The 21,376-nt window shown below is 67.6% G+C and carries 14 protein-coding genes; 5 read left to right on the forward strand and 9 right to left on the reverse strand.

Annotation, left to right across the window (positions count from 1 at the left end; genetic code table 11):
- Nucleotides 1-212: 212 nt before the first annotated feature.
- From ACIRR9_RS46900 to ACIRR9_RS46915, 4 genes are all read right to left on the reverse strand, one after another.
- Nucleotides 213-1,055 (reverse strand): alpha/beta fold hydrolase, encoded by an 843-nt coding sequence (locus tag ACIRR9_RS46900; protein ID WP_403765340.1) that lies wholly within the window; start codon nt 1,053-1,055, stop codon nt 213-215.
- Between the two features lie 84 nt (nt 1,056-1,139).
- Entirely contained in the window at nt 1,140-1,613 is a 474-nt protein-coding gene (locus tag ACIRR9_RS46905; protein ID WP_403765342.1) for an SDR family NAD(P)-dependent oxidoreductase, read from the reverse strand.
- A gap of 12 nt (nt 1,614-1,625) precedes the next feature.
- Nucleotides 1,626-2,501, reverse strand: coding sequence for an NAD(P)H-binding protein (locus ACIRR9_RS46910; RefSeq protein ID WP_403765344.1), 876 nt, complete (start codon nt 2,499-2,501; stop codon nt 1,626-1,628).
- Between the two features lie 54 nt (nt 2,502-2,555).
- Nucleotides 2,556-2,861: a hypothetical protein gene (locus ACIRR9_RS46915; protein WP_403765346.1), complete on the reverse strand. Its 306-nt coding sequence runs from the start codon at nt 2,859-2,861 to the stop codon at nt 2,556-2,558.
- A 928-nt stretch (nt 2,862-3,789) separates the two neighbouring features.
- Between ACIRR9_RS46915 and ACIRR9_RS46920 the strand changes: the two genes are divergently transcribed.
- The 3 genes from ACIRR9_RS46920 to ACIRR9_RS46930 all read left to right on the forward strand — a co-directional run bounded on the left by ACIRR9_RS46920 (nt 3,790) and on the right by ACIRR9_RS46930 (nt 10,304).
- Nucleotides 3,790-6,552 carry an ATP-binding protein gene (locus ACIRR9_RS46920; RefSeq protein ID WP_403765348.1) on the forward strand — a complete coding sequence of 921 codons (2,763 nt, stop codon included), beginning with the start codon at nt 3,790-3,792 and terminating at the stop codon, nt 6,550-6,552.
- Between the two features lie 211 nt (nt 6,553-6,763).
- Nucleotides 6,764-7,423 (forward strand): winged helix-turn-helix transcriptional regulator, encoded by a 660-nt coding sequence (locus ACIRR9_RS46925; RefSeq protein WP_403765350.1) that lies wholly within the window; start codon nt 6,764-6,766, stop codon nt 7,421-7,423.
- 112 nt (nt 7,424-7,535) lie between these two features.
- Complete coding sequence (locus ACIRR9_RS46930) at nt 7,536-10,304, forward strand: AAA family ATPase (RefSeq protein WP_403765469.1); 2,769 nt, start codon at nt 7,536-7,538, stop codon at nt 10,302-10,304.
- 237 nt (nt 10,305-10,541) lie between these two features.
- Here ACIRR9_RS46930 and ACIRR9_RS46935 read toward each other — a convergent pair whose 3' ends face one another.
- Nucleotides 10,542-11,660, reverse strand: coding sequence for an FUSC family protein (locus ACIRR9_RS46935; RefSeq protein WP_403765352.1), 1,119 nt, complete (start codon nt 11,658-11,660; stop codon nt 10,542-10,544).
- Between the two features lie 356 nt (nt 11,661-12,016).
- On the opposite strand from ACIRR9_RS46935, the gene ACIRR9_RS46940 reads away from it, so the two are divergent.
- Entirely contained in the window at nt 12,017-12,841 is an 825-nt protein-coding gene (locus ACIRR9_RS46940) for an alpha/beta fold hydrolase (protein ID WP_403765354.1), read from the forward strand.
- Between the two features lie 668 nt (nt 12,842-13,509).
- Entirely contained in the window at nt 13,510-14,364 is an 855-nt protein-coding gene (locus ACIRR9_RS46945; RefSeq protein ID WP_403765356.1) for an alpha/beta fold hydrolase, read from the forward strand.
- A 967-nt stretch (nt 14,365-15,331) separates the two neighbouring features.
- Here ACIRR9_RS46945 and ACIRR9_RS46950 read toward each other — a convergent pair.
- The 4 genes from ACIRR9_RS46950 to ACIRR9_RS46965 all read right to left on the reverse strand — a co-directional run bounded on the left by ACIRR9_RS46950 (nt 15,332) and on the right by ACIRR9_RS46965 (nt 21,358).
- Nucleotides 15,332-16,417, reverse strand: a complete 1,086-nt coding sequence (locus ACIRR9_RS46950) for a recombinase family protein (protein ID WP_403765358.1) — start codon at nt 16,415-16,417, stop codon at nt 15,332-15,334.
- A gap of 869 nt (nt 16,418-17,286) precedes the next feature.
- On the reverse strand, nt 17,287-18,159 hold the full coding sequence (locus tag ACIRR9_RS46955; protein ID WP_403765360.1) for an alpha/beta fold hydrolase: 873 nt from the start codon (nt 18,157-18,159) through the stop codon (nt 17,287-17,289).
- A gap of 86 nt (nt 18,160-18,245) precedes the next feature.
- Nucleotides 18,246-19,676, reverse strand: coding sequence for a class II fumarate hydratase (fumC, locus tag ACIRR9_RS46960; protein WP_403765471.1), 1,431 nt, complete (start codon nt 19,674-19,676; stop codon nt 18,246-18,248).
- Nucleotides 19,677-19,702: 26 nt separating this feature from the next.
- Nucleotides 19,703-21,358, reverse strand: coding sequence for an NAD-dependent malic enzyme (locus ACIRR9_RS46965; RefSeq protein WP_403765362.1), 1,656 nt, complete (start codon nt 21,356-21,358; stop codon nt 19,703-19,705).
- Nucleotides 21,359-21,376 lie beyond the last annotated feature (18 nt).

Here is a 21,376-nt window from a genome sequence, read left to right on the forward strand (position 1 = left end):
ATGCGGACCGCTCGTTTACGCAGCTCAAGGGGGTAAGGGGAAGGGCGTGCCATGACTCGATCCTCTCAAATGATCGAGTCCCTATCGAACCCGGAGCGGTTCATCCTGTTGAGCCACCCGGTGGCCGCGTTCGCACTGTGGGGGCCACGCTTTGCCTTGAGCAGTGCGGCCCCCCACAGACGATTGGGCACTGGGGCTTGTGTCCCAGCCGATCAGTTGATGAATCGCAGGACTTCGCCGCCGAAGTCCTCGGGGTGCTGGAAGAGGAAGCCGTGGCCCGCGTCTCCGTAGATGACGGTCCTGGAGTCGGGGACGGCCCTGGCCATGGCGTACGTCTGGTAAGCGTGCTCCATCACGTCGTGGGCGCCGTTGGCGAACAGTGCCGGCACCGCCAGGTCGCCGAGTCGGCTCCACGCCGAGTTGACGCCGCTGCTCCACTGGACGATGGCGTTCATCTGGGCCTCGCGCACAGGCGCAGGCGCGTCCTGCCGGGAGTGGGCCAGGCGCCGGTCGATCCGGCGCAGGGAGGCCAGTCCCGCGGTCCGGCCGATCTCGGTCTCGGGGTAGAAGAGGAAGAGGAAGTCCTCGTCGTCGCTCTCCTCACGCATGGCGTGCTCGGGGACCCGCGGGTCCGGGCCCGGATTGTCGGGAACGCCTCCGGGGCCACTGCCCGCCACGACGAGCCTGCGGACCCGCTCAGGGTGTTCAAGGGCCAGATCGAGTGCGACGAACCCGCCCATGGACCAGCCCAGCAGGTCCACCTTCTGCAGTCCGAGAGCGTCGAGGAAGGCCACTGCGACATCGGCCATGCCGCGAACGGTGTCGGCCGGCTTTCCGTCGGAATAGCCGAGGCCGGCGCTGTCGAAGACGATCACGCGACGGTGTGCCGCGAGCACCTCCAGCAGGGCGGGGTCCCAGTGGTCGAGAGTGCCGCGAAAGCGGTTCAGGAGCAGCAGGGGCGCTGCGGTGGCCGGCCCGATTTCACGGTAGGCGAGCGCTCCGTGGGGGGTGTCGACATGCCGCGTTTCAGCCGAGTCGAACAGATAGCCTGACATGGGTTCTCCTTGGGGCGGGGTGAGGTGCGCCAGTTGACGGTGGCGGGTGGGTCAGTCGTGGTCGGAGCTGAAGGCGACGTGGCGTCAGGCGCCCATCTCCTTGCGGAAGCTGTCGAGCTTGGTCTCGAAGGCCTGAAGGATGTCGGTTCCCAACTGCAGGCGCAGCGGCGGCTGCGGGGCGGAGGCGACGTCGACGATCGCCTGAGCCGCCTTGGCTGGGTCGCCGGGCTGGGTGTGGTTGAGGCTTGTGGCGGCGTTGCGCACCGCGTCGTCGTCGGCCTCTTCCACGGCGGCCGGCAGGCCGCTGCCGGCGTTGTTGACGAGCACGTCGACCTGCCCGAAGCGATCGATGGCGGCATCGACGGCCGTTTGGATGCCGGCGGCGTCGGTCACGTCCAGCGGCACCGTCAGCAGAGCCTCGCCGGCCTGTGGCAGCTTCCCTCGTACCGTCCGGGCGTCCCGCGCGGTCGCCACAACACTGTGTCCGGCCTCCAGGGCTGCACGGACGATTTCCAGACCGAATCCGCGAGAGGAGCCGCTAACGAACCACACACTCATAGCTGTCCTGTTTCAGGCGGGGTAGTTGGCGAAGGAGGTCTTGTTGCGTGTCACGAAGCTGGGCACATCAAGTGGCTCGGCACCTCCGATCTCCTTGACCAGGTCGTTCATGCCGGAGAAGACGCCGTTTCGGTAGTCGACCGCGACGGCGAGCAGATGCTGGACCAGGTGTGCCGACGCACCCCGGCCCTCGAGGATCGAGGCGAACTCCTCGAGCCCGATCGGCACGTAGGTGACCTGGGTGCCGAGCGCCTGGGACATCTGTGCCGCGATCTGGTGGTGATCGAGCTCGACTGCCCCGTAGAGGGGATAGATCTTCCCGGCGTGCGGCGTGGGGTCCTCGAGAATGGCTGCGATCACCCGTGCCTGGTCGCTCTCGGCAATCGGGGCGTGGCGTCCGTCAGCAAACGGCAGACGCAGTTCCCCGGTTCCGTCGGCCCAGGTGTTGATCAGCCACTGGGCGAAGAAGGTGGGCCGCAGATGGGTGACCGCGATCGGGGCACGGTCGAGGAGCCGCTCGGCAACCCAGTGCTGACGGGCCGCGTCGCTGGCGCTGTCACGCCGGGCTGAGATCTGCGACATGTTCACTATGGCCCCAACCCCGTTCTCCTCCGCGGCCTGGGCCACGTTGGCGGTGGCCTCGATCAGGCCGGGGGCGATCGGATAGGTGAAGTACAGGGCATCGATCCCCTTGGTCGCGCGGGCCACGGAGTCGAGATCGAGCACGTCGCCCTCGACGATCTCGGCGCCGAGCGCAGCAAGGTTGTCAGAGCGCTGGTCCAGGCCGTGGACGAGTGCGCGCACGTTATGGCCACGCTCGAGGAGCAGTTCAGTGGTGTGCCTGCCGGTCTTGCCGGTGGCGCCGATCACAAGCAGATTGCGTGCCATGGTGGAGTGATCCTTTGCTTTGTCGAGGCTTGGAGTGCTGCGGGGTGCGTGGGCTCAAGCCGTGGTGGGCTGCCCGTCCGGCAGGCGGAAGAGCTCGGAGAAAAGTCGTGTGCTGTCGAGTTCGCCGTACCTGTCCAGGCGTTGGGACGCCACCGCTTCATCGACGGCGAGTTGTCCTTCGGCAAGGGCGTGGAACGTGACCTTGCCGCTGGTCAGGTGCAATCCGGTCGGCAGGAGTGCGTGCCCGTGCCCGGCGCGCCTCGGCCCTGTCGGTTGCGTCGTCCACCAAGTGGAGCGCCCGACGGCACAATCCGCCTCCCAGATACGGAAGCCGACCATCCACTTCGCGTGGTCACTCACCGAGTTCTCCCGTCGGCCGTCCAGCGCGCCCTGGATTTGATTCTAAATCGAGTAGTGCTTACTACTGGTCTTCGAACTACGCAGGGCTCGCGTTTGTTCCCGGCTCCTGGGAGTCGGTGCGACGGGTGCGGCCGGAGGGCGAGCAGCGCCGTTCCCGAGGCCAGGCCCGCACTGGCCTGGATCCACCAGGCGTGGCCGAAGCCTGCGACCGCGGGACGGGCCGTGAGGGCGACGGGCAGGGCCGCACCCGGGGCGCTGCCGATCAGCCTGCGCATGACACTCCGCCGGCCGGTCCCACGGTGATCACGCCGGGGGCCGCCCCGGTCCAGTGACCGGTGATGGCGCGCACGGCCACCGGCCGGTGGATGCCGACGGCGGTCATGGGGAAGGTGCCGGTCACTGCAGGCGCGACGCGTCCGAACCGGCGCTGGATGGGGGCCGTCGCGAATGCGTGACGCCATCGCCGGTCGCGCAACTCCTGTATACGAAAGAACTTGTGTCGGGAACGGGGGTGAAGTCCTGGCGGATTCAGGCGAACTACCAGTGCAGGCCGTCACCGGCAGGGCAGGCTGTCGCGCCCCGGGAGTCGCAGCCGCTCAGGTCGCACTGCTGTGCTACGGTCCGGGATCAATGGCCGCTCCGTGCTGCAGGCTGTGTTCGATGGGGAGGACGGCGATCACCGGAGCCGGGCCGCGTGGAAGCAGGCGCGGAGGAGCGGTGCGCGAACTCGCCCGCGACACCCCACGCCATGGGATCGCAGTGCATGGCAGCGAGGGGGAGACGCTTCCCCGATGACCAGGGCCGAACGGCCCGCATCAGGGTCTGCACTTGTGATCGTGTCTCATCGTTTTTCCGTTGAGGGCAGGGCGAGCGGGCGTCGGCATGTTCACGGCACGTTGTCGGCGAGCCCCCGTTCAGGAGAAGGGCGATGGATCGGGTGCAGGCGACACTGTTGAGGGGACGCAGCGAACTGGTTGGGCGCGCTCTGTCGGCGCTGCGTTCTGCGAGACAGCACAAGTCCGGAAGCATCGTGTTGGTCACGGGGCCCGCAGGGATCGGTAAGACCACGCTGCTGGCCGAAGTCCGCAGACAGGCCGCCGCGGCGTCGATGCGTGTCGTCGGCAGCACCTGTGAGCCGCTGGAGCAAGTGTGGCCCGGTGCCCCGCTGCTCTCCATGCTTCGCACTGGCCGCGATCCCCTGACGACTCCTCAGCAGTACGAGCAACTCACGCGCACCGTCGACCAGCCCCTGATACTCGCTGACCGGATCGGAACCATCCTTGAGGACATCGCGGCGGCCACGCCGCTGGTCGTCGCCATCGATGACCTGCACTGGGCTGACCGCACCAGCCGCTTCCTGATCCGCACCCTCATCGCGTACATGGTCGGACTGCCTGTGGTCTGGGTGCTGGCCAGTCGCGACGACGCGCTCGCCGCCGACCTGGTGGGTCACGGCCACACCCGGGTCGAGCACCTGCGTCTGCCACCCCTCGGCGCCTCGGAGCTGGCCGCCATCGCTCGGGACCGGCTCGGACATGTTCCCGACCAGCACACGCTGGACCTCCTCGCCGCTGCTGACGGCAACCCCCTGATGGCGGTCGAGATCCTGCAGAGTCTTGTCCACTCGAACATCCGGGCCACACGGCAGACGGTTCCCGGTGAGCTCACCGCCACGCTCGCCCGGCGCGTGGGCGAATTACCGGCAACAGCGCGCGCCCTGGTCGAACTGGTCTCAGTGGCAGGCCGGCCCATGGCGCTGCACGACGTGACCGCGCTGGCGCCGGAGCTGAGCGAACCGGCCGGCGGGGACACTCTGATCGTTGCGATCTCCTCCGGGGTACTCGGCGCATCCGACCACACCCTGGCCTTCCACCACGACTTGGTTCGCGAGGCGGTTTACCACACCATCCCGCTCGATCGGGCCCGCGAGTTGCACCGCAGATTCGCCGACTACTACCTCAACGTCGTCCGCGACCCCGTCGCTGCCGCCGCGCACGCCAAGATCACAGCCGTCACCGGAGACAGCGCGAGCGCAACGGTCTTGATCTTGGCGGCAGAGGCACTGGTCGCCATCGATGCCGACGACGCCGGCCACCTTGCCATGCTCGCGTTCCGCACCATGCAGCCCACGCACAACGGGTGGCTGGAGTTCAGCAGACGTTGCCTGACCGTACTGTGCCAAGCGCAGCGAGCCGGTGACGCCGTTGCCGTCGCCGACCAGATCCTCGCCCGGCTCGACGACAACAACCTCGCCGGCCAAGTGGAGTGCGAGGTCGCGCAGGCGCTCTGGCTCGGCGGTCGGGTCGAGGAAATGGACGCACGCCTCGGACGCGTGCTGAAACCCGGCCTCCTCACATCCGGTGTCGCCGCACAGGTGCATGCCGCGAGGGCACTGGCCGCCACCCACCTCGTGGCCGGCGACATCGCCGCACGCGAGGCGGCTGCGGCGCTGGAAGGTGCACGCGCCGTCAATGACCCGGGGGCGCTGAAGCTGGCCCTCCGCGCATGCGGTGAGGCTGCCAACAACGAGGCACGCCATCACGACGCCCTCCGCCACTTCCGCGAACTGCGCTTGCTCAGTGCAGCGCCCTACCTGGCCGAGGAAATCACGCAACTGCAGTACCTGGATCGGTACGATCACGCCGAGACCCTGTTGCGCCAGGCCCGAGCCGACAACCGTAGCGAGACAGCAGAGCTGCTGCCGGCGCTGCTCAGCACTCAGATGTGGCAGGACTTCAATCTCGGTCGTTTCGACGAAGCCGAGGTCGGCAGCCAGACGCTGGTCCAACTCGGCGAGCAGCTCGGAAACGGCGTGCACACCGTCCAAGCAGCCATCATCGGTGTCACCATCGCTTTGCTGCGTGCCGACCTGGGTACCGCCGCGACCCGACTCGATGTCGCCGACACCCTCGCCTGCGATGCACAGGGCATCCGCCAGCCAGGTCTGACGATCATGCGCGGCTGCTTGCTCGCGGCTCACGGCGAGGTGCAGCCCGCCCTCGATACCCTGCGCCCGATGCTGACAGGAGCCATCACGTGCAGCTACTGGCCTCTCTGGCCATGCTGGATCGCGCAGTGCTTCGAGATCGCAACCGAGGCGGCCGATGAGGACTTCCTGTCTGCCAGTGTCCAGATCGCTGAGATCACAGCAGACCGGAACCCGGGTGTGGCCAGCTTCGAGGGCATGGCCCTGAGCGTGCTCGGGCGTAGACGCAAAGACCTGGCCCAGATTGCGCAGTCAGTCAAGGTGCTGGCCGGCAGCCCACGCCCGCTGCTCAGAGGCATCGGCGCCGAGGCCTACGGCCGAGCCCTGCTCGGAGCCGGCGACAACACCGCAGGGCTGGCCTGGCTCGATTGCGCCTGGGACGAGTACCACGCCACCGATGCACGCGGCTACCGAACCGCGGTCCAGGAGACGATGCTCCAGGTCGGCGTGCGACGGGACAAGTGGTCGGCCCTCGTCCCGAGCGAGAGCGGCCTGTTGGACGGCCTCACAGCTGCTGAACACCGCGTCGCCGTCCTCATCGCGGACGGACACACCAACAAATCCGCCGCGGCGGAACTCGGCGTGTCGGTCAACACCGTCGGCACGCACCTGCGTTCCGTCTTCACCAAGCTCGGGGTCAGATCCCGCGTGCAGCTCGCCAACCTGCTCCACCGTGCCGGCGCAGCCGGCAAGCCGAACCCGTGATGTCTCGGGCGTCCGGCTGTCGCAAACCATCCGGCAGCCGGGCGGGCGACAAGGCAGCAACGTGCTTCGTGAAGGAGTAGCAGTAACTTTCTGTTTTGGAACTATTCTGGCAGGGTCCGGAAGGCGCGTGCCGGCAGTACCGCACTTCGGTCTCAAGAAGTGCGGCGGTCTGTCGACGCGCTGCTGGAAGCCCCGAAGGGATGCGCCCGTGATGCGTTCTTACGACCAGACATGCTTCATCGCCCGGGCGTTGGACGTGCTGGGCGAGAGGTGGACGTTGTTGATCCTGCGGGAGCTGACCTTGGGTCCTCGCCGGTACAGCGACCTGCTGGCGGCGTTGCCGGGCATGGGTACGAGCCTCCTGGCGGCGCGCCTGAAGCATCTTGAGAATCATGGTGTGCTGCGTCGGACGAGGCTGCCGGGTCCGGGGCGAGTTGCCGCGTATGAGCTGGCGGAGCGCGGAGAGTCGGTGATGCCGGTTCTGGCCGGCCTGGCCAGGTGGGGAGCGGGGCTCGGCGATCCGCCGCCCGGCTACGTCGACCGCACCGAGTGGTCCGTGGCAGCCATGCGGTTGACCGCCTCCGAGCAGGCAGCCGCGTTCACGACACTGACCGAGCTGGTGATCGGGGACGACATGTTCTGGCTGCAGGGTGACGGAAAGCGGGTCCGCACCGAAATCGGTCCGGCACCGCTCAAGCCGGGGCTGCGTCTGACCAGTGACAAAGAGACGTTCTACGCGCTTGCGCGCGGCGTCACCGACGTTGACCGAGCTGTGGCGTCACAGCGCTTGGCCGTGCACGGCGAACTCGACGACGCCCGCCTGTTCTTCGAGGTCTTTCGCCTGCCGGACGGACAGCTGTCGTCAGTGTGAGCATGGTCCCGCACGGGAACGCGGTGCACCCCGAGCGGTTCGCAAAGGGCGTCCACGATTTCCTGAGCCGACACGACGGACGGCGGCGATCGATAGGATCATCATCGTGCACATGATCCTGCGCGGGCGAACTGAAGCGATATCGACCGCTCTGTGGTCGCTGGGCAGAGCGCGACGTTCCGGGCAGGGCGGAGTCATCCTGATCACCGGTGCGGCGGGGATCGGGAAGACGGCAGTACTCAACACCGTGGCCGCCGAGGCCACCACCACCGGCTTCGCCGTGGGAGCGAGCAAGGCCGACCCGTTCGATCGCGTGGCGCCAGGACAGCCTCTCCTGCTCGCCCTGCGCTCCGGGCGCCACCCGCTGATCTCGGCGAAGGAACTCGAAGACCTCAGTTCGCTGGCAGCCCGACCGCTGCTGCTGATCGACCGGGTCTTCTCGCTTCTGGAAGAGCTGGCAGACCGAGGGCCGCTGTTGATCGCCTTGGATGACATCCAGTGGGTCGACGACCTCACCCGCCTGGCGCTGCGCGTGCTGCCGGCGCGACTGTCCGGACTCCCGATCGTCTGGGCTCTGACGAACCGCGTCGGCTCGGCGACCGCCACCGAACAGCCTGTGTGGCAGCTCCCGGATGTCGCCGTCGAGCAGATCCCACTCGGGCCCCTTGAAGAAGAGGCGATATTACAGATCGCCACGGACTGGCTCGGAGAGGCTCCCACCGAGCGGACGCGGCGCATGCTCGACGCCGTGGCCGGCACGCCGTTCTTCGCCGTGCAGATCCTTGAGGGCGTCGCCCGCGCCCGCGCCGGCGGCCAGGACGAAGGGCAGGTTCCCGCCGAGTTCGTCGCCGGAGTGCGCCGCCGCCTTGCGGCACTGCCCCCGGCAGGTGCGCAGCTCGTCCGACTGGCGGCCGTGCTGGGACGGCCGATGGCCTTCGAAGACGCCGTCGGCCTCATGGGCAGCGCGCCGGCGGCCGTGCTTGCCCTGGTCGAACAGATCACGGAAGCAGGATTGTTCGAAGCTCGGGGAACTTTGCTCGCCTTCCGGCACGACCTGGTGCGCGAGTGTGTCTACGCGGACCTCGCCGAGGCCACTCGCCGCAAGATGCATCGGCTGTGCGCGCGATACTTGCTCGAGTCGGGTTGCGGTGCGCTGACCGCGGCGCCACACGCGCTCGCCGGCGGTCGGGACGAGGACGGCGCAGGAGCCGCGATTCTCCGGGCAGCCGCCGACGAAGCACTGGCGGCCACGCCCGAGACCGCAGGCGACCTGATCTTGGCAGCGATGCCGTTGGCGAGCATGGAACAGCCCGGTTACTGGGAACTCGGGATCCGCTGCGTCGACATCCTCAGCCGGGTCCAGCGCTGTACGGAAGCGATCGATGTCGCCGACGGGCTGCTGCGCAAGGCGCCTCCGATGGACGTGGCCGGCCGCATCGAGGCTCTCGCAGCCCGCGCGATGTGGCTCACCGGACGACTGTCGGAATCCGTGCAGCGCATCGACGCGGCTCTCGCCGCCGATTCAGTGCCCGATGCCGTGCGCGCACGACTGCGCGCATCCCGTGCATTGGCCATCACACGGATGGAACCCGCGGCGGCCGCCTGGGCGGAATCCGAGACGGCACTGGCCTCGGCCCGCGAGACCGAAGACCGCGAAGCACTGGAAGTCTCGCTCCAGGCCCTCGGGGAGCTGTCCAAGAACGCCGGCTACCACGCCCGCGCTCTCCGCTACTTCCGCGAACTGCGAACAGTCGCCGGCGCCGCTTACCTCCCGGCGGAGATCATCGAACTGCAGCTTCTCGACCGATACGCGGAAGCACAGACATTGCTCGAAGCCGCACGGCGGAACTCCGAGAGTCAGGCCACGGAGATTCTGCCCTCGGTGATGCACGCCCAGCTGTGGCAGGACTTCAACCTCGGGCGACTCGAGGAAGCCGAGGCGGACGCCGTGGCGCTCGTCAGGCTCGGCGCGGAAGTGGGCAGCCACGTGCACGAGCTCGATGCCGTCTCCATCCTCAGCACGCGGGCACTGTTCCGCGGCGATGTCGCCGAGGCCCGCGCCCGGCTGAAGCCGTACCTCACCTACACAGAACTCGACGACGACGTTCGCCTGCCGGGCCTGGTGCTCATGGAGGGCTGGCTCGCCGCCGCCGACGGGGACCTGGCGCGCGCCTTGTCCGTGCTCGGCCCGCCTCTTTACGGTGCGCTCGAATCCCGCACCTACTGGCCCTGGTGGCCGGGATGGATGCCCGTCTTCGCCAGACTCGCCCTGGCCGGCTCCGATTCCCGGTTCGCGGCGGAAGCCGCCGCCGTCGCCGAGGAGGGCGCGGTCCGCAACCCCGGCACGCCCAGCTTCGAAGGCATCGCGCTGCATGTGCGCGGGCTGGTCGAGCGCGACATCGGCCTGCTGCACGATGCGGCAGAGGTCCTGCAGGCCAGTCCGCGCCCGGCACTTCGCGCAGGCATCGCCGACGACCTCGGGCGGGCCCTGCTCGCAGAGGGCCGCTTGAAGGAAGGCACCCGGCAGCTCGATTCGGCATGGTCGCTCTACAACGGCATGGGGATCAGGACTGCCATGCTTTCCGTGCAGAACGTGCTGCGCGGCGCCGGTGTCCGCAGGGCGTCGTGGTCGAAGCGAATACCGCGTCCGACGTCCGGGTGGCAGGCGTTGACCAAGGCCGAGCTACAAGTGGCCCAGCAGATCGGCAGGGGCCTCACCAACAAGGTGGTCGCCGACAACCTCGGCCTGTCGACCAACACGATCGGCACACACGTCCGGTCGATCTTCACGAAACTGGGCATCCATTCGCGCGCACAGCTCGCGAACGCTCTGCGGGACCACGAGACGGGACAGCCCGGGGAGAACCCCGGCGGCAACTGAACGCAAAGGCCTGAGCACGCCTCACGGAGGTTGGCTGCCAGTGACACGTCCGTCAGTTGGCCGCCACGACCCCCGATCTGTGCCGTGGCTCATCCGCGCCGGGAGGATACGTGGGCTCCGCCAAGACGCCGGGGCCGCCGCGCCGGCGTCCGCGCCGGACGGCCAACAGCTTCTCCACAGGCCCCGCCACCCCCGCCTGCAGACGGCGTGCGGCGTCGACATGCTCCGCGGTCCAGATCATCCGCACCGCAGCCGCCGCGCCCCCTCCTCCTCGCCGTGCAGATCCCCGTCGAGAGCGGCGATCAGCCGCGCATCCGCGGAGCCGTCCGGGGCCGCGGGCGGCGGGGGCTCGTCCGTGCCGAGCAACGCGCCAGCGGCCTGCTCGAACCAGGCGACGAGCCGCCCGCCCGAACCACGCACCTCCCGCCGTGCCTGAGAGCGGTCGCCACCAGGCCGCGGCCCGACGCTGCTCCACAGATCCAACACCGCATCCCCGGTCAGCCGCAGCACCGCGACTGCATTGATCAGGGACGCCAAATCCGCCAGGGCCAAATGCTTCGCGCCGCGTTCGGCCAGATAATTTCGGAGCGCGTCGTCCAAGCGACGCGATGCGGCGGCGGCACGGCGAGCCTCGACGACCGGCGGCAAGAGCGCCGGACGGACCCGGTCGCATCGGCTGACCCCGTAGTCCACCGTCGCACCGAGATAGCGGGCAGCGTCAACCAACGCCTCCGACAAGGATTGGGACAGGGCACCGGCCGCTCCTCGCGGCCAGAACAACACCCCCACGACCAGGCTGACTGCGCAGCCGATCGCCACGTCCTCGATCCGCACGATGCCTATCTGCCACCCGGCCGGCTCGACGATGTTGTAAAGGATCAGCAAGGTCGCGGTGAAACCCGCCTGTCCTGCGGCGAAGGAGATCACGTCGGGGGCCATCGCCCCGAAGAACACGACGATCGGAAGCATCAGCCACAACGCCACCGTGTGTCCCCCGAGCAGATGGACAACCGCTCCGCCGCCGCCCATGCCGACCACCGTCCCGGCGGCCGCACGCAACACGTTCTGCCCTGTGTTCAGGGCGTTCGAGCGCAGCACCGCCATTGCGCCGAGCACCACCCAAGAAGAGTGCTGTACGTCCCAGAGCTTCACCACCAACACGGCCATTTGAAGATCGGCGTGCAGCCCGGCTGCGTCGTGTCTGCCGAACTCCATCACCTCGCCGGCGTGGTCGAGCACGTCGGCGGCGGCGAGCTTGACCCGGGTGACCACATCGTCGGTCGGGCCCGGTCCGGGGTCGGACGCCGAACGCTTCAGGATCGACTCCAGCCAGATGACCTGGTCGACCAGCCGCACCAGCCTCACCTGTTTAGGTGAGGGCGCGGCACGTGGTGGATCACCAGAATGACCACGGGGCTTCCATCGCGGCAATGGTGGCCGTGGTTGACCACGCGCATGAGGAATCGGAGATCCGGATACGCCGAGACACCACCGCGGCTTTCGGCCACTGCCCCCAGCCACCCACAACCGACGTCAGCGGCAGGGCTGTCGCACGGCGGCGCCGCTGCGACGCCCGCTGGACGATCGCAGGCTTTGAGTAGCCATATATTCACTCTACGTAACTTCGTGAGCGCTGTACGCCCGGCGGGGTCGCAATGTGTGGACATGCCGGCAGCACTCACGTACTCACCACACGATTGATCGGGAGAGTCATGGGATTCGTAACGACGCGCGACGGCACGGAGATCTTCTACAAGGACTGGGGGTCGGGGCAGCCGGTGGTGTTCAGCCACGGCTGGCCGCTGTCGGCCGACGACTGGGACCCGCAGATGATGTTCTTCCTCGAACGCGGGTTCCGGGTGGTCGCCCACGACCGGCGCGGCCATGGGCGCTCCACCCAGGTCGTCGACGGCCACGACATGCACCACTACGCCGACGACCTGGCCGCGGTGGTCGAGCACCTGGACCTGTACGACGCGATCCACGTCGGCCACTCGACCGGCGGCGGGGAAGTCGTGCACTATCTGGCGCGGCATGGGCAGAGCCGGGCGGCCAAGGCCGCGATCATCAGCGCGGTGCCGCCGCTGATGGTGCAGACCGACGCCAACCCGGGCGGGTTGCCGAAGAGCGTGTTCGACGACCTCCAGTTCCAGACCGCGACCCGCCGCTCCTCGTTCTTCCGCGACCTGCCCGCCGGCCCGTTCTACGGTTTCAACCGGGACGGTGTGGAGCCGGACGAGGGCGTGATCCAGAACTGGTGGCGGCAGGGGATGATGGGCGGCGCGAAGGCCCACTACGACGGCATCGTCGCGTTCAGTCAAACCGACTTCACCGAGGACCTGAAAAAGATCTCGATCCCGGTATTGGTCATGCACGGTGACGACGACCAGATCGTGCCGTACGCCGACGCCGGGCCCCTGTCGGCCGAGCTGCTGCCGAACGGCACACTCAAGACCTACCCGGGCTTCCCGCACGGCATGATCACCACCCAGGCCGACGTCATCAACGCCGATCTGCTCACCTTCATCCAAAGCTGAGAAATCAGTTTCCCAGATGCGAGATGGCCGGGCGCCATGCCCTGTGGCGTCCGGCCATCTCGTCACGGGCTGGGACGGGGCTCGGCATGGTGATGGCCAGGACCGCAGCTTCCGCCGACTCGAGCGTCGCCATCGACGCAGCCTGTGCAGCGGGGAACTCCGCTGCACAGGTCCCGAGCCGGCTGACGGCCTCCGGCTTCTGCGCGACGACGAAGTCCGCCCCCACCCGAGGTGCCGGTCGGAACCGGCATCCGTTGACCATCTTGCTCACGCGCCGGGCCGGAAGATGCGGCATCCGGACCGTGTCAAAGCCCTTGACGGGCGTGGTCGATATTCACCGACCCCCTGCGGGCCGTGATTCTGCCCGCTCCTGGCGGCGGCCCGAATTTCGGTTGACTGACACAGCCGCTCAAGGCTGGCCTGACTCTCCATCAGGACGCCGCGCTCAACAATAATCAGGCCCTACCGTTTTCTGGCCGATTCTCCGCTCAAGTTTCGACTGACCGGCCCTTCCTGCCGAGGTGCTTGCACCGGTATTTCACTCAGGTGAACAAGCTGGTTGACAGGGGTGCTCGATTCGGCACCATTCGGCTGTTCAGAGAGGCTAGTTTCAGGATTGTTCGCAAAGATTGCGGCACAAGAAGCTTGTCAGAACGACAGAATGGACGATGGTGACCACTTACCTCTACGACACTGCTGAGACGCAATACGCTGACACGTCGCATGGAAGGATCGCCTACCGCGAACTGGGCTCGAAGGAAGGCCTGCCTCTGGTCCTCCTGACCCGGTTCCGTGGGACCCTGGACCACTGGGATCCTGCGTTCCTGGAAGTGCTGGCGAATGTACGCCGCGTGATCGTGGTGGACAACGCAGGCGTCGGCTACTCGACCGGGACGCCGGCCGACACGGTACACGGCATGGCCGAAGTGGTCGTGGAGTTCCTCGACGTTCTCAAGCTCGACAAGATCGACCTGCTGGGATGGTCGATGGGTGGTTTTGTCGCGCTGGACATCGCGCTCGACCGTCCAGGACGGCTGCACGCGCTCGTAATTGCAGGCAGCGGTCCGGGAGGCGTTCCGGACAACCCAGGTCCGGATCCGCGTGTTCCTGAGCACGCCGGTAGGGAGAAGAGCGTCGACGAGGACTTTCTGTTCCTCTTCAACCCGGACACGGAGGTCGGACGGGCCGAGGGGCTGGCGTCGCTGCGTCGCATCGATCGGCGGCTGGCGGCGTCCCGGCAGGACGCGTCCCCGGAAGCGCTACAGGCCCAGTTCAATGCTGTCGGCCAATGGAATAGCGGCAAGAACTCCGCGTGGAGTCGACTCAGCGAACTGTCTGTTCCCGTTCTGTTCGCGAACGGTGCACACGACATCATGGAACACCCGTACCAGACGTACGCGATGGCCACCGTCGTGCCGAACTCGAAGACCATCCTCTACGGAGACTCCGGCCACGGCTTCCTCTTCCAACAGGCGGACGACTTCGGCTTCGAGGTTCTCCGGTTCTTCAGGCAAGTCGGCTGACACATCGAAGGAGGCAGCCGGCCCTGCGCCGTCGGAACACGTCGGGAAGACGGCGAGCCCCGCATTTTACACAGCAATGATGCAGCGCCCCCAATACACCTCGTGGGCTGCAGATATGTTGCCTTTCAAAGTTCGACGTCGCCATGGGGGTTCAGTGTCGGCCGCGAGTCCGGTGCCGGAGAGGGCGCCGTCGATCAGGGAGCAGCCTGTACGGGATCTCTCGTGGCCCGCGGTAGACGGCGCCGATCAGGTGTTCGGGGTCGGTGAACGCGGTCTTGAACCGTTTGCGCCGTAACAGGGACCGATGCCGTCAGCCGGATTGAGGTCCGGACTGCAGGGGAGCTGGTAGACAGCCTTTGCAGCATGGCCACTGATCGGGTCACGGTATCGGTCTCCGCAACGCACAGGGATCCCGCGCCGTTGATGGGGGTGTTCGAAGTCTCGACCCATCGGCTCAGGAGCAATGCCGCGAAGTCAGAGGGAAGCTGCCCACGTCAAGTGGGGCGACGATATTGGTGGTTGAGCCGGACGAAGTAACCGGGCCACGGTAGCTCAGGAGTGATCCGCCAAGATCAGTCCGAGCGCCGAGGTCCCGTTGGCGTGGGGCCTTTCTGCAGACCTTGCAGCTGGAGTCGCCCTTGCGCCACCACAGCCGTATCGTCAGCGGGCAACTCGTCCCTCGGTCACACCATTGCCCCATGAGGCCAGTTCCGCGGGCAGGGCAGACAGGCACCCGCCTCCGGCTTCCGGCTGGGCGCGGGTGTTTCGTCGTTTCGGCAGCGCTTGGACCTCCTCTTTTCTGTACTCGCGTGTGTGGGCCGTGATGTCTGTCAGCCGATGACGATCCTTTCTCCTCGCGGGGTGTCCGCGGTCACGGTCTGGGTGGTCGGGTCGAAGGTCAGGAATATCGATTCGGCGCGGAGGTACTCGACGGAGGCTGCCGGGAACTGTGGGATTGTCCGTCCGTTCAGGTCGGCCTCGGCCTGGTGCTCGGTGAGGCGGATGAGCAGTGCGGGCAGGTGGGGCAGGACGCGGTCCTCGCGGACGTAGGCGTTGGGCGTCCGGTGAGGGACGGGCGGGGTGGCGCTGGAGTGGCCGTGCCGGCACCGGTAGGCGGGACGATGGGCCAGTGGGATTCCATCCGGCGCCCGCACATTCCGCAGCGCAGGAGTCCCGCCAGTGCGTAGGTCCGTCCCGGTGCTGTCTGTCGGTCGGCGCGGGTGTGCTGGGCGGCGACGAAATCGGCTTCGCTGACCAGTGCCGGATGCGCCGGGTTCGTCGAGATGATCCAGTCGGTGGGGGCGTTCCAGCGCATGGCGTCGCGGTGGCCGAGGCTGGTGTTGGTGGGGTCGATGAGGTCGTGGTCGGTCCGCTGTCGGTTCCAGACCTGGTGGCCGGTGTAGCGGGGGTTGGCCAGGATGGCGCGGACCGTGGTGAGGATCCACCGGTTGCTGGTGTGGTGTGGGTTGCGGTCCGGGTCGGCGGCGGAGGGGTTGGGTATGCCGGCGTCGTTGAGGGCTCGGGTGATGCGGGCGACGCTGTGCCCGGCGAGGCGTTGGGCGAAGATCCAGGACACGATGGGCCCGCACTGTGGGTCGACGTCCAGGCGCTGGATGCGGACACCGCGGCGGGCGAAGGTGCGGTTGGGGTGCGGGCCCGGGGCGACGAGCCGGTAGCCGTACGGGGGTCGGCCGCCGAGATAGCGGCCCTGGTCGAGGGTCTGCACGGTCATCGCGGTGCGAACCTGGATACGAGCGCGGGCGATTTCGCGTTTGGACAGGATACCGAGGAGGATCATGAGTTCTTCCTGACCGGCGATCTGCGGGTCGACGGCGCCGCCCAGCTCGGGAACCCAGACCTCCACCCCGTAGTGCTCGAAGAGCGGGGCCATGATGGCGAACTGGTTGCCGTAGAAGGCTCGTTCGCTGGAGCCGATGATGACCGCGTCGAAGTCCCGGTCCGGATCGGCCATCGCCGCGAGCAGCGCGGCTGCCTGCGGTCGGCGGGCCCAGGGCACAGTCCGGCTGCGGCCGACGTCGAAGTACCCGGCCATGATCCGCCCGTGTCCGGACGCCAGTGCCTGGGCGCCCAGCAGTTGCCAGGCTTGTGATGTCGCCGGGTCCTGGTGGTCCTCGGTGGAGACCCGTCCGTAGAACGCAAACCGCAGGCCACCGGTGTCGCGACAGTCGGTGGGAACAGAGTGCAGGGCGGAATCTTGAGCCCACCAGGTCAGGAGCCCGTGACCTGCGGACGAGTGTGGTGCTTGTAGGGCTACAGGATGGTGCGCTCCCATGTTCGACGCCTCCTGCCGGTCGCCGAGCCCCCCCATCGGGGAGATGCCCGCAGGGGCGTCACCGTGGGCGAAGACCGGGGACGGTTGCCCCGAAGGAGTGGAGATCGCAATGCCCCGCAGTCACGGAATGGCCCTGAGGTGCTGTGGCTTCGGTGCGGACCCCGCGGAGATCAAGAGAGCCGATGCTGTGCTGGACGAAGAGCTGCGTCGAAGCCTGTTGTCCAGGGGGCCACATCTCTTGGCGTCGCTGAGCTCCTTTCGTGTTGGGGCTGTGGGGAATCCGATGTCCAAGTCACTGCCCCACGACTGTGAACCTGGTCGGTCCTTCGAGCGCTGCCGTCGCACCGTCCAGATCTGCGAGCCGTGCGGCAAGGGTGGCCTCGCCGAACCGGGGAGGCGTTGGCCCGGTATCCGGCCCAGGTCCACCGGCGCACGTTCGTGTCGCGCCCGCCTCTTGAACGGCTTCGGGGGTTTCGACGCCGCGAAAAGCACCTGGTTCGGTAACCCGTCTGCGTGACCGGGCGGGGGACTGGTCTTCTTTGTCCAGGCCCCCGCCCGCTCGTCCTCTGGGGCGGGACGGCGGCTGAACTTTTCGAGTTGGGTTCAGGTCCGTATGTGACGGACGGGTGTCAGCGGGCGGTGTCCGTCAGCGCCTTCGCGATCACCGCCGTCACCGCGTCGGGGTGGGATATGAGGGTGAGGTGGGAGCCGCCGTGGAAGACGGTCACGTGCGAATGCGCCCGGCGGGCCATCGCGAGCTCGGACTCTGGGGTGATGATCTTGTCTCCGGTGGAGATGAAGTACCAGGACGGCAGGGTCTTCCACGCCGCGTAGCGCGAAGGCGTGTCGATGGCGGGTGTCGCGGTCATGGTCTGGGCGGCCCACAACTGGCGTGCCTGGGCCTTCGGCAGGTCGTTGGCGAAGTAGTTCACGAAAGCGTTCTCCGTGAGCAGCAGGTTCGTGTTTCCGTCCGGAGTTCCGGGGACCTGCTGAAAGAGTTCGGAGGCGGGCTTGGTGGCGATCACCGAGGTGCTGCCGTCGAGTGCGCTCAAGGGCTCGCCGACGGCAGGTGCGGCGGCGTCGACGTAGACAAGGCCCACGACGTTGTCCGCCTCGGCCGCGGCATTGCTGATCACCGCGCCGCCGTAGGAGTGGCCGACCAGCAGCACGGGGCCGGGGATGGCGCGCACGAAGGCGGCGACCTTCTCCGAGTCGGTGGTGAGGTTCTCGACGGGGTTGTCGGCGGCGCGCACCGCGCACCCGGCCCGCTGAAGTTCACTGATCTCGCCGTTCCAGCTGGACGAGTCGGCCCATGCTCCGTGGACGAAGACCACCGTGATCGGCTGGCGACCCGGTGCCGTGCAGTGGAGGGGGCCGGGGCCCTGGGCGTGTGCGGCGGTGGGCAGACCGGCGTGGCCGGTGCCGACGAGGGCCAGTGAAGCCGTGAGGGCCACCGCTGCCGCGATCGCGCGAGGACGGCGGAGGCGAGACAGTCTGAGCATCTGTTTCCTTCTCTTCCTTGTGTCAGAACTCTTGTGTCGGAGTTCTTGTGTCGGAGTTCTTGTGTCGGAACGCCCGGTGTCGTGGGTCAGGCGCCGTCGTAACCGCGGCCGACCATCGAAAGCGGGTCGACGAGGGAGTCGAAGGTCTGCTCGTCGACGTGGCCGCTCGCCAGGGCGGCTTCTTTCAGCGTCTGACCGTTGGCGAGTGCGGATTCGGCGATGTGCGCGGCGTTCTGGTAGCCGATGACCGGACTCAGCGCCGTGACCAGCATCAGGCTCTCGTTCACGTACTGGTCGATCCTGCTCCGGTTGAGCCGGGTGCCGCTGACGGAGAAGGTCCGGAACTTCTCCATGCCGTCCGCGAGGATTCGCGCGGAGTGCAGGAAGTTGTTGATGATGACCGGGCGCATCGCGTTGAGTTCGAAATTTCCCTGGCTGCCGGCGAAGGCCACCGCGGAGTCGTTGCCGAGGACCTGGATGGCGACCATGACGATCGCCTCGCACTGGGTCGGGTTGACCTTGCCGGGCATGATCGAGGAGCCGGGCTCGTTCTGCGGCAGCAGCAGTTCGGCGAATCCGGTGCGCGGGCCCGAAGCCAGCCACCGCATGTCGTTGGCGATCTTGATCAAGGCGACGGCCAGCCCGCGCAGCGCCGCGTGCGCACGCACCATCGGGTCGAGCGACCCCAGAGCCATGAACTTGTTGTCGGCTGTGACGAACGGTTTTCCGGTCAGCTCGGCGATCGTCGCCGCGACAGCTCGACTGAAGCCTTCCGGGGCGTTCAGTCCCGTCCCGACGGCGGTGCCGCCGACGGCCAGTGCGAGCAGTCCCTCCCGGCTGTGCTCGATCTCGTCGATGCAGGCCCGCAGTTGTGCGGCGTATCCGGACCATTCCTGTCCCACCGTCAGGGGCACCGCGTCCTCCAGGTGGGTGCGCCCGATCTTGACGACGGTGGCCCACTCCTGCGCCTTGGCCGCGATACAGGCGACCAACTTCCTTGCCTGGGGCAGGAGATGGTCGTCGATCTCCTGTACCGAGGCGATGTGCATGGCCGTCGGGAAGGTGTCGTTGCTCGACTGCCCCATGTTGACGTCGTCGTTCGGGGCGACCGGCTGCTGGGTTCCCAGCGTCCCGCCGAGCAGCTGCGAGGCGCGGTTGGAAAGCACCTCGTTGACGTTCATGTTGCTCTGGGTGCCGGATCCCGTCTGCCAGACGAAGAGCGGAAAGTGCTCGTCGAGGTCGCCTGCGATGGTTTCCTCCGCGGCCCGCACGATGGCCGCTGTCTTCCACTTGGGCAGCCGTCCGGCGGCGGCGTTGACCAGCGCCGCCGCCTTCTTCACATAGCCGTAGGCGTGGTAGATCTGCTTGGGCATACGGTCGCCGCCGATGGCGAAGTGCGTGAGCGACCGTTGCGTCTGCGCACCCCAGTAGCGGTTCGCCGGCACCTCGACGGTGCCCATGCTGTCGAATTCCCTCCGCGTTCCGCTCGCCCGGACCCCGATCGGTCTCTCCACCATCGTCTGTGTCGGGCGGGCCTCACGGCTCATTGCTGCTCTCCGTCGACGCCGGTGGGATAGACCGGCTGCCACATGGCGTCCTGCACGGCCTGGACAAGGTTGTCGTGGCACTTCGTCGCGACTCCGTCAGCGGCGGCGGCCTTGGCCACGGCGATCGCGACGGTGGCCGACGACGCCCTCAGGTTCTCGACGGGCGGCAGCAGAGCAGCGCCCGGTTGCGACACGTCGACCTGGCTGGCGACGGCCTCGGCGGCGGCGAGCAGCATGTTGTCGGTCACGTGACGAGCGCCGGAGACGATCGAGCCGAGGCCGAGTCCGGGGTAGAGGAGCGCGTTGTTGGCCTGCCCGATCGTGTAGGTGACGCCCTTGTATTCCACCGGCGGCACGGGAACGCCGACGGCGATCAGTGCCCTGCCTTCGGACCAGAGCACCGCGTCGGAGGGCATGACCTCGATGCGGCTGGTGGGGTTGGACAGCGGCAGCAGGATCGGCCGTTCCACCCCGCGTGCCAGGGCCCGTACGACGTCCTCGGTGAACGCGTTGTGGGCGGTGGAGGTGCCGATGAGGATGGTGGGCCCGACGTGCTCGACCGTGGCGAGCAGGCCGGTGTCGCCGTCGGCCCAGGAGCCCACCTCGGCCGCGGACCGCGCGTAGACCCGCTGGTAGTCCGGCAGGTCGTGCATGTCGTCGGTCACCAGGCCGTGGACGTCGACGAGCCAGATGTTGTTCTTCGCCTGCTCGGGCGTCGCACCGTCGCGCAGCATCGCCGCGTGGATCTGGTCGGCCATGCCGGTTCCCGCGGTGCCGGCGCCGAAGACCACGAGCCGCTGGTCGGCCCAGCGTTGTCCGGTCACCTTCAGGGCGGAGAACACCGAGGCCATGACGATGGCACCGGTACCCTGCATGTCGTCGTTGAAGATCCGATATGTGTCGGCGTTCTCGACCAGGATCCGCCGCGCGTTCGACGGTCCGAAGTCCTCGAAGTGCAGTAGGGCGGCGGGAAAGAGTTCTGCGGCCGTCTTCAAATAGAGGCCGATGAACTCGTCGTAGCGTTCGCCGGTCACCCGCGCATGACGGTTTCCGAGGTATCGCGGGTCTTTGAGGAGCTGTTCGTTGTCCGTGCCGACGTCCAGGTTGACTGCGATGACGCGGTTGGGGTCGATGCCGGCGGCGGCCGTGTAGACGGCGAGCTTCCCGATGGAGATGTCGGTTCCGTTCACGCCCCAGTCGCCGATGCCGAGAATCGCCTGTGCGTCGGACACCACGATCAGGTCCACGTCGTCGGCGCCCAGCCCGAGCGATGCGAAGGAGGCCCGTACCTCCTCCGGCCGGTCGATCGACAGGTAGACCGCCCGTGAGTCGCGGAAATCGGTGGACCACTGCTCGATGGCATCGCCCACGGTCGGGTCGTACACCACCGGCAGCAGTTCGGCGAGATGGTCACCCAGGAGCTTGTAGTAGAGAACCTGGTTCTGGTTGAGGACCCGGTTGAGGTAGACGTACTTGTGCAGGTCGGAGGGCTGGTCGCGGAGTTGGGCGTACGCACGGGCAGCCTGCTCGTCCAGTGTCTCCACCGTCGCCGGCAGCCGGCCGGCGATCCCGAGTTCCGCGCGCTCCTCCAGTGAGAACGCGGTGCCGCGATTGCGATAAGGGTCCTGCAGAACGGTTGGTCTGATGGGCATGGCGTTCCTCCAAGTGCG

This window comes from Streptomyces sp. NPDC101234, from assembly GCF_044767525.1.
Lineage (GTDB): Bacteria > Actinomycetota > Actinomycetes > Streptomycetales > Streptomycetaceae > Streptomyces > Streptomyces sasae.

What these genes read in the sequence shown, in the direction of transcription:
- ACIRR9_RS46905 (WP_403765342.1), bottom strand. Translation starts at nt 1,613, where the DNA reads ATGAGTGTGTGGTTCGTTAGCGGCTCCTCTCGCGGATTCGGTCTGGAA.
- ACIRR9_RS46940 (WP_403765354.1), top strand. Translation starts at nt 12,017, where the DNA reads ATGGGATTCGTAACGACGCGCGACGGCACGGAGATCTTCTACAAGGAC.
- ACIRR9_RS46920 (WP_403765348.1), top strand. Translation starts at nt 3,790, where the DNA reads ATGGATCGGGTGCAGGCGACACTGTTGAGGGGACGCAGCGAACTGGTT.
- fumC (WP_403765471.1), bottom strand. Translation starts at nt 19,676, where the DNA reads ATGGTGGAGAGACCGATCGGGGTCCGGGCGAGCGGAACGCGGAGGGAA.
- ACIRR9_RS46965 (WP_403765362.1), bottom strand. Translation starts at nt 21,358, where the DNA reads ATGCCCATCAGACCAACCGTTCTGCAGGACCCTTATCGCAATCGCGGC.
- ACIRR9_RS46900 (WP_403765340.1), bottom strand. Translation starts at nt 1,055, where the DNA reads ATGTCAGGCTATCTGTTCGACTCGGCTGAAACGCGGCATGTCGACACC.
- ACIRR9_RS46955 (WP_403765360.1), bottom strand. Translation starts at nt 18,159, where the DNA reads ATGCTCAGACTGTCTCGCCTCCGCCGTCCTCGCGCGATCGCGGCAGCG.
- ACIRR9_RS46925 (WP_403765350.1), top strand. Translation starts at nt 6,764, where the DNA reads ATGCGTTCTTACGACCAGACATGCTTCATCGCCCGGGCGTTGGACGTG.
- ACIRR9_RS46945 (WP_403765356.1), top strand. Translation starts at nt 13,510, where the DNA reads ATGGTGACCACTTACCTCTACGACACTGCTGAGACGCAATACGCTGAC.
- ACIRR9_RS46930 (WP_403765469.1), top strand. Translation starts at nt 7,536, where the DNA reads ATGATCCTGCGCGGGCGAACTGAAGCGATATCGACCGCTCTGTGGTCG.
- ACIRR9_RS46910 (WP_403765344.1), bottom strand. Translation starts at nt 2,501, where the DNA reads ATGGCACGCAATCTGCTTGTGATCGGCGCCACCGGCAAGACCGGCAGG.
- ACIRR9_RS46950 (WP_403765358.1), bottom strand. Translation starts at nt 16,417, where the DNA reads ATGGCCGGGTACTTCGACGTCGGCCGCAGCCGGACTGTGCCCTGGGCC.